Source organism: Streptomyces phytophilus (assembly GCF_013870535.1).
Taxonomy (GTDB): domain Bacteria; phylum Actinomycetota; class Actinomycetes; order Streptomycetales; family Streptomycetaceae; genus Streptomyces; species Streptomyces phytophilus.
This window is the reverse complement of the sequence record NZ_JACBXC010000342.1, coordinates 1-5,292: the sequence shown is the minus strand read 5'-3', so window position 1 is coordinate 5,292 and position 5,292 is coordinate 1. Positions and strand designations below refer to the sequence as shown.

At 70.3% G+C, this 5,292-nt stretch carries 6 protein-coding genes and 1 pseudogene; all 7 read right to left on the bottom strand.

Going from position 1 to position 5,292, the window contains the following annotated elements:
• Nucleotides 1–794: head maturation protease, ClpP-related (locus tag H5J30_RS16540; RefSeq protein WP_181788193.1), on the bottom strand; the 794-nt coding region annotated here is incomplete at its 3' end.
• A gap of 114 nt (nucleotides 795–908) precedes the next feature.
• Nucleotides 909–2,486 carry a phage portal protein gene (locus tag H5J30_RS16535; protein ID WP_181788192.1) on the bottom strand — a complete coding sequence of 526 codons (1,578 nt, stop codon included), beginning with the start codon at nucleotides 2,484–2,486 and terminating at the stop codon, nucleotides 909–911.
• Nucleotides 2,483–2,668, bottom strand: coding sequence for a hypothetical protein (locus H5J30_RS16530; protein WP_181788191.1), 186 nt, complete (start codon nucleotides 2,666–2,668; stop codon nucleotides 2,483–2,485). Before H5J30_RS16530 ends, H5J30_RS16535 begins: the two co-directional genes overlap by 4 nt.
• Nucleotides 2,665–4,011 (bottom strand): phage terminase large subunit, encoded by a 1,347-nt coding sequence (locus tag H5J30_RS16525; protein WP_181788190.1) that lies wholly within the window; start codon nucleotides 4,009–4,011, stop codon nucleotides 2,665–2,667. The genes H5J30_RS16530 and H5J30_RS16525 overlap by 4 nt, the downstream gene beginning before the upstream one ends.
• Nucleotides 4,008–4,487 (bottom strand): hypothetical protein, encoded by a 480-nt coding sequence (locus tag H5J30_RS16520; RefSeq protein WP_181788189.1) that lies wholly within the window; start codon nucleotides 4,485–4,487, stop codon nucleotides 4,008–4,010. The genes H5J30_RS16525 and H5J30_RS16520 overlap by 4 nt, the downstream gene beginning before the upstream one ends.
• Before the next feature lie 85 nt (nucleotides 4,488–4,572).
• Nucleotides 4,573–4,803 carry a hypothetical protein gene (locus H5J30_RS16515; RefSeq protein WP_181788188.1) on the bottom strand — a complete coding sequence of 77 codons (231 nt, stop codon included), beginning with the start codon at nucleotides 4,801–4,803 and terminating at the stop codon, nucleotides 4,573–4,575.
• Nucleotides 4,804–4,999: 196 nt separating this feature from the next.
• Nucleotides 5,000–5,292 (bottom strand): annotated as a pseudogene (locus H5J30_RS16510) (hypothetical protein); the annotation flags it as partial.

Sequence of the window (5,292 nt, the reverse complement as noted above, 5' to 3'; positions counted from 1 at the left end):
TCGAACGTCAGCATGATCTGGGACGGCGCCGCTGCGGCAGGCGGCTGCTTCGCGATCGGCTCCGGTGCCGGGGCCTCCTCGCGGCCGGCGTACCGGTACGCCGCGAGGTACTTCTCCCACACCCGGGCGCCCGTCGCCTGCGGCTCGTCGTCCTCGTCGGGCTCCGCGCCCTTCCGGGGCAGTTCGGCGACCTCATCGGCCAGCCCCGCGGCGACCGCCTCGTCGGCGGAGTACCAGGTCTCCGCGGCCATCGCGGCGCGCCATGCTTCGATGTCGCCGCCGGCGCGCTCGGCGTACACGGCGGCGATCTTGTCGGACTGGCGGTCCAGGAGGTCCGCGAGTTCGCGCATGTCGCTCGCATTGCCCATGCACAGCCCGCTCGCCTCGTGAATCATCATCTCCGACGCTGGCATCATCACCACGCGGTCGCCAGCCATGGCGATGACGCTCGCGATCGACGCGGCCAAGCTGTCGACGTACACGGTGACATCGGCGGAGTGCGCGCGGAGCCCGTTCATGATGGCGATGCCGTCAAAGACGGAGCCGCCGGGGCTGGACAGCCGCAGGTTGATGCGGGCGGTCTTCAGCGCCCGCAGTTCGCGGACGAAGCTCTCGGCTTCGGTGCCGTACCAGCCGATCTCTCCGTAGAGGATGATGTCGGTTTCGTCGGCGCCGAGGTTCTCGAAGCGGTACCACTGCCGCTCTTCGGCGGACTGCCGGTTCTGGAGTGCCTGGGAGAGGCGGGCGCGCACGCCGGGCTGATCGGCTCCCGCCACTGCGCCGTTCTTCGGCATGCGCGCCTCCTGATCCCCTCGGGTACCCCACCCGGTGACAACGCGTGTTCGATGACAACGTTGTCAGACCTCATTGTGCACGACCGCGAGGCCGAAACCCCCGCCCGCGAAAAATCAGTCGTCGGACGCCCGGCGCTTCCGCACCGTCCCGCGGCACTCGTGCCCGTGCTCGGCACCGACGCAGCCCACGTAGCCCTGCCCGCCCGGGTAATCCCGGTACGCCGCCTCACGGTTGCGGTAGAGGCGCCCGTCGTTCTTCTTGCACGGCTCGCACGTGTTGTCGTCCACGACCTCGACCGCCACCCACTTCATCGCCGCGTCCGGGTCGGCCAACGCCTCCGGGTCATCTACGGGCGCGGGCGGCGGCGGGAGGGCGGGGGCTGGCGGTTCCTCCTTCACCGGCACGTCGAACCCGAGCATCGTCAGCAGCTTCTCCGCCAACTCCGCGGTACCGGACGACCCCTTGAGCAGGTCGATCAGCAGCTCACGGTCCGGGTCGGCATCCGGCTGCCCGAAGGGAATCTCCGGCAGACCCAGCGCCTCAAGCACTGCTGGACCGTACGCCCCGACCTCGATCAGGTCCTTCGCCGCGCGGGCCTTCGACTCACGCTCTGCGTTCTGCGCCTCCTGGTCCGGCGGCACCGGGTTCTCGTAGTCGAACTCCAGGCCCTCGGCGGCGCGGCCGAAGAGCGGCAGGAGATCGCAGTTCAGCGCGGCCTTGATGCGTTCCAGGCGGGGCACGGTGAGCTGCTCGGCGAACCAGCCCTTGCTGGCTTCGGCGGTCGCGCGGTTGATGTCCTCGACGTCGCCGACGGCGAATTTCGGCATGCCGAACGCCTCGCGGATGACCTTGCTGGACACGTCGCGCAACTCCACGAACTGCATGTCCCTCTGGCTGAGCTTGCGGTCCTTCCACACGCCGTGCTCCAGGATCGCGACTCTGTGGGCATTCGCGACTCCCTTGTGCTGCTCGTTCCACCGGTCCCGCAGCTCGTTGAACTCCTCGTCGCCGAGGCGGTCCGGGACCTCGATGATCCCGCCGGGCTCGGCGCTGTTGAGGAAGAACGACCGGTTCCACTCCGCGCTGTACCGCGTGGCGTCGAGGTCGGCGAGCACCGACTGCACCGGGCCCATGCCGCGGTATGGGTCCAGCGGGTTCGGCATCCGGAGTTGGATCACTTGGTCGAGTTCCAGCGGCATCTGGAAGCCGTCCGGGCTGCGGTACACGTAGCCCTTGAGGAAGGCTTCCGGGTCCGGCACGGGCAGCATGCGGTCCGGGCGCGCCGGCCACAACTCCAGCGGGATGCTCGCGCGGGCGTGCCGCCCGATGATCCACCAGCCTTCGCCGGTGAGGTCGATGTGCTGTTCGAATGTCTCAACGAACTCTTGCCGAGGCATCCAGGGGTTCGGCTGGTTCCACAGGGTGAGCGCAGCGTGGCTCGTGACCTCCGTACGGTCCTCAGGCAGCCCGCTCGGCGCCTTCCGCCACAGCTTCCAGTCCACCAGCGCGACAGCGTTGCTCGTGCGGTTGACGATCGCGAACAGCGTGCCCACGCTGCCCATGGCGCGCATCTGCGCCTCGGCATCGTTGCGCTGGAACATCGCCCCGAAGCGGCCTGCACCGCGGGGCGCGTACGACACCGGCGCCTTGTTGCGCAGCCCTCCGGCGAGCGCACCCACGAGCGACCTCATCGGCGCACCGCCCGGCTGTCGTCGCTCGTCAGGTACTGCACGACGAGGAGCGCCGTCCCGGACGCCGCCAGGCCCGGCGCGATGCCCCACGCCGTCCACGCCGCTGCCGCCAGCGCGCCGAGGCCGCCGAGTTGCAGCAACCCATCGCGCGCCTCCCGCAGCTTCCCCACGAGGCTGCTCATCCCAGCCACCTCACCCGGGTACGGCCGCCTAGGTCCAGCTGCGCCACCATGTACCGCATCGCGTCCATGGCGTGATCGTTGGCTTTCAACGGCTCCTCCTTCAGGTCGCCGCCGGCGCCGGGTTTCACGGCCCACACGTAGCCGACGATCTCGTCTTCCAGGCACACCGGCTTCTTCGCGTCATCCAACTCGCTGTCGCGTTCCACCAGAGCGCCGCGCATCACGAACAGCCGCGGCCGACCGTCGCCCGCCGTCTTCAGCCTCGACTGCACCGCCTGAATGCCGTCCGAGACGCCCTTCCGGGCCGCCGCAGTGCCCATGCCCAAGTGCCGCTCCAGGGTGGCCCGGTCCTCCGCATCGTGGTCGCAGATCACCGCCCGCGGCCGGGGCTCCGTCCACACGCCGTCGGCGTCGGTGACCGCGGCGAGCATGTCCCGCGCGTGATCCTCCACCAGCCGCTTCGTGCGGTAGATCTCCCGGTACAGGTACAGGCGTCCGTCCGGGTCCTCAGCCCACCACTGCGCGACGAACGGGTTGGTGTATCCGAAGTCGACCGTGACCCAGCGGGTCCAGTCCTTCGGCACGTCAAACGGGTCGACGAGGTGCACCGCGGGGTCGTAGCCCTCGTAGATGATGCCCTCAGCGGCGACCCACAGGCCGCGCCGCAGCCGCTGATACCGCACGCCGGTGAGGGCGTCGAGTTTCCCGATGTACGAGCGGCCCGCCTCGGTCAGCTCGCCGCCCGCGAAGAGGACGGGGTTGTCCTTGTGCCGCGAGTCGAGGAGCAGGGTGGCGCCGCGGTCGCAGCGCCGCTTCAGCCAGTGGTTCGGGACGTCGGGGTTGGTGTCGGCGATGATCTGCTGAAAGGAGATGCGGCCGTTGCGGAGGCGAGTGGTGATCGCCTCCCAGTCCGTCTCCGTCAACTCGATGGCCTCTTGGACGTACACGACGTCGTACTCCGACGACATGATCCGCGTGGCCTTGTCCATGCCGCCGACGCCGATGACGGACCCGTTGCTGTACCGGTAGCTCGCGGCTTCCTGGGGGCCGCCGCCGTAGAACTTGACGAGTCCCGCGTCGAGCGCCTCGGCGATCACGTGCTCCCGCCAGGTGACGAGCGCGGTCGACCCCAGGGACGCGAGGGTCTTGCGGACGATGAGGCCGCGCATCCGCGGGTTGGCCAGCGCGAGGAGGTGGAGCTTCTCCAGACAGGCACGGGACTTCCCGGTCCCGGCGGGGCCCGAGAGCAGAACCTCCGGGCCGCGGGAATGGAACAGGGCGTGCGCGGCGCCGAGCGGCTGGTACCGGTGCACCACCTCGCGCGGGGGCGCCGGCGCGGTCACTTCAGGGCCTCCGGGTCTACGGCGACGATCTCGTAGGTGACGCCGCCGGACAGGTTGACCTTCGTCTCGGCGTCGAGGCCGAGGAGCGCCGCCCGCCGGGCCTGGATCTTCAGGAGGCGGTCGACGGCCTGGAGTACCGGGCTGTCGTCGAGGAGCGGCTCCCCGCCGTCGTCCACGATGACCTTGCCGTGGGAGACGGTGACGTGCCGGCGCTCCAGCACTTCCATGACGGCTTCGTACATGGCGTCGAGGCGGCGGAGTTCGAGGTCGCGTACGGCTTGGGCGGGCTTCTCGGCGATGTCGCGGAGCGCGCGGCGTACGGCGCGGTGGGCGCTGCCCTTGTTGCCGAGGTCGAGTTCGTCGGCGATCTGCTGGTAGCTGAGTCCTTCGGCGCGGAGTTCGGCGGCGCGGGCGTCTTGGCGCGCGTTCTCGGGGGTGCGGATGAAACGGCCGTCGCCCTTGCTCTTGGTCGTCATGCTGCACCTCCCGCCGACTCTGACAACGTTGTCAGCAGGATAGCCGCCGCACCCCCCGGAACCCCGGGCCGCGGAGAAGAGGCAGCTAGGGCGCCAGGCCCTCGTCTTCCAGGATCTGGTTCCCGAGGAGCACCCCGTAGTCCTCCTCGGTCAGCCCCTCACAATCGGCCGGCTTGCCCTTCACGCCCGGCGCCCGATCTGCCAGGGCCTGCGTGCACTGCTCGGCCTGTTCCTCGTAGCTCTGCTCGTCGTCGGAGCAGCCGGCGCCGGCGAGCAGCAGAACGGCGGCGAGGGCGGTGGTAGTGATGGCGCGCATGGATCCCCCCGGAGGCGTAGACGTCGCCGGGGAGCGTGCCGTGCGCGGGGCGCGCAGGGTAGGGCCGAACGGTCCATGTCCGCTGTCGGCGGCTGGCGTTACCGTCGTGGGATCGGCCCCCGGAAGGGGCTGGCGTTGCCGGTCTAGCTCACCGGCGTGTGCGGCCGGGACCCGGCGGGTTCCGGCCGTTCGCCTGTCAGCGGGCGCCGCGGAGCCACCGCACGTGTGTCCGGTGGGCGTTGGCGTCGTCGGGGACCGTCTCGAAGTCGGCGCCGTTGTTGTTGCTGTTGTTGTTGCTGGTCAACGCGGGCTTCTCAGGGCTCTCTTCGCGGGAGGGGAGTGGCGGGATGTCGGCGGCCCGCACGCCGGTGCTCACGCCGCGCCCCTTCATCCGCACACCGCCGGCGGTCGGGATACCGGCCGTACGGAGGCCCTCGCGGACCCGCTCGGGGGTGGTGCCTAGGTGGTCGGCGAGGGCCGCGAGGTGGG

Coding starts and splice junctions, on each gene's coding strand:
- H5J30_RS16535 (WP_181788192.1), bottom strand. CDS start 2,486: ATGAGGTCGCTCGTGGGTGCGCTCGCCGGAGGGCTGCGCAACAAGGCG.
- H5J30_RS16530 (WP_181788191.1), bottom strand. CDS start 2,668: ATGAGCAGCCTCGTGGGGAAGCTGCGGGAGGCGCGCGATGGGTTGCTG.
- H5J30_RS16515 (WP_181788188.1), bottom strand. CDS start 4,803: ATGCGCGCCATCACTACCACCGCCCTCGCCGCCGTTCTGCTGCTCGCC.
- H5J30_RS16520 (WP_181788189.1), bottom strand. CDS start 4,487: ATGACGACCAAGAGCAAGGGCGACGGCCGTTTCATCCGCACCCCCGAG.